This is a genomic window from Clostridium senegalense JC122 (genome assembly GCF_000285575.1).
GTDB lineage: Bacteria > Bacillota > Clostridia > Clostridiales > Clostridiaceae > Clostridium_J > Clostridium_J senegalense.
Genome location: NZ_CAEV01000125.1, coordinates 1 through 1,390 on the forward strand (window position 1 = coordinate 1; position 1,390 = coordinate 1,390).

A 1,390-nucleotide genomic window follows, 5' to 3' on the forward strand; every position below is an offset into this window, starting at 1 on the left:
AGCTTTTGAATAAATAACTTTGATACATTATACAAAATTAGATATTTATATAATACTTAAATGCAAAATATGCGAACCTATTAAATTATAGGAATTTAGTTAAACTTTTTAACACCTATTCTAAAAATAATATAACATCGATGTTTTATTATGATTATAATATATGTTTTCACTGACTATTTTATTACAATTATTTTTATTATTTATATATGAAATAAATTTATTAATATCTTCACACTCCCCAAATTCAATTACAAAGGATTGTATTTTACCCTTTAAAAATATTCTATAACCTAGCTTTTCTTCTGACACTTCTACATCATCTATAATATTATATTCAATAATATCCTTATATATCTTCAAAAATCTTTTACTTATAAATCTAATTTTTTATTTGTTGCAATTACTAAGCCTGCTCTAACAGTATTTTTACCATTAATGTGTTTTTCAAAAGCTCCACTTACTATAGAAATTATTTCTTCATCTTTTTCAAAATCATCTTTTGCTAAGTTTATTAAAATATTTTTTGATGCCATATTCCCACCCCTATAATAAATCTTATTTCTTTTTAAAACTAGTTATGAAATATTTTATTTCATCTATTATTCCTTTTAATGTATATTGTAAGCTTTTTTTATTTAAATCACAACCACTTTTCCCATATACATTAGCATATTTTAATATAGAAGCTATATCTAAAATTTTGTTATAAATCCCTTCTTCTTCTGCATTAAATATTTCCTCTCTATCAACTATATGATATAAATAGTTGTATGATTTCTCTAAGTATGGAATCTCCTTTAAATTTTCTACATCATCCAAAACTTCTAAAATGTAAACTGCACAAGCAATTGCATCTATTTCTCTAAATACACACCAATATTGAAATCCATTAATTATGAAATCCTCATCAATATTATCTATTTTTCTTTTTATATACTTATACCCCTTTATACTGTCATTTGTTCTTAAAAATTTATCATAACTCATTTTATCACCCTTAAGTTATTTTTATATTGTATTTTTAACTAAATAAATATAATTATTCTCTACATATTAAAATTTATAAAATTTTTATTTTTTAATATAAAAAAAGTCGTAGTATAATTACTACGACTTGGTGGCTCACCGGGGAATCGAACCCCGGACACCATGATTAAAAGTCATGTGCTCTACCAACTGAGCTAGTGAACCATGTTACCTGGCAACAACTTACCCTCCCACACAGTCTCCCATGCAGTACTCTCAGCGTTATAAGGCTTAACCGACCTGTTCGGAATGGAAAGGAGTGTTACCCTTACAACTATAATTACCAGATAAATATATACATCAAACAATATTAAAAATCCACTGTTGACATTAACGGATATTATTTAATTTAAAATTTAAT

The 1,390-nt window shown here is 24.8% G+C and carries 3 protein-coding genes, 1 tRNA gene and 1 rRNA gene; all 5 read right to left on the reverse strand.

Going from position 1 to position 1,390, the window contains the following annotated elements; translation table 11 throughout:
• Positions 1–120: 120 nt before the first annotated feature.
• The gene (locus CSGHG_RS19115; protein ID WP_010291399.1) at positions 121–363 is read right to left on the reverse strand and encodes a hypothetical protein; all 243 of its coding nucleotides are present in this window, start codon (positions 361–363) and stop codon (positions 121–123) included.
• 11 nt (positions 364–374) lie between these two features.
• On the reverse strand, positions 375–536 hold the full coding sequence (locus tag CSGHG_RS22910; protein WP_155844715.1) for a hypothetical protein: 162 nt from the start codon (positions 534–536) through the stop codon (positions 375–377).
• A gap of 22 nt (positions 537–558) precedes the next feature.
• Positions 559–990 (reverse strand): hypothetical protein, encoded by a 432-nt coding sequence (locus CSGHG_RS19120; protein WP_010291402.1) that lies wholly within the window; start codon positions 988–990, stop codon positions 559–561.
• A gap of 128 nt (positions 991–1,118) precedes the next feature.
• Positions 1,119–1,194 (reverse strand) — tRNA-Lys (locus tag CSGHG_RS19125).
• A gap of 5 nt (positions 1,195–1,199) precedes the next feature.
• Positions 1,200–1,317: ribosomal RNA gene (gene rrf, locus CSGHG_RS19130) — 5S ribosomal RNA — on the reverse strand.
• Positions 1,318–1,390: the final 73 nt, after the last annotated feature.

Bases quoted from the DNA above. Each gene is read 5' to 3' on its own strand.
- CSGHG_RS19120 (WP_010291402.1), bottom strand. From the start codon at position 990: ATGAGTTATGATAAATTTTTAAGAACAAATGACAGTATAAAGGGGTAT.
- CSGHG_RS22910 (WP_155844715.1), bottom strand. From the start codon at position 536: ATGGCATCAAAAAATATTTTAATAAACTTAGCAAAAGATGATTTTGAA.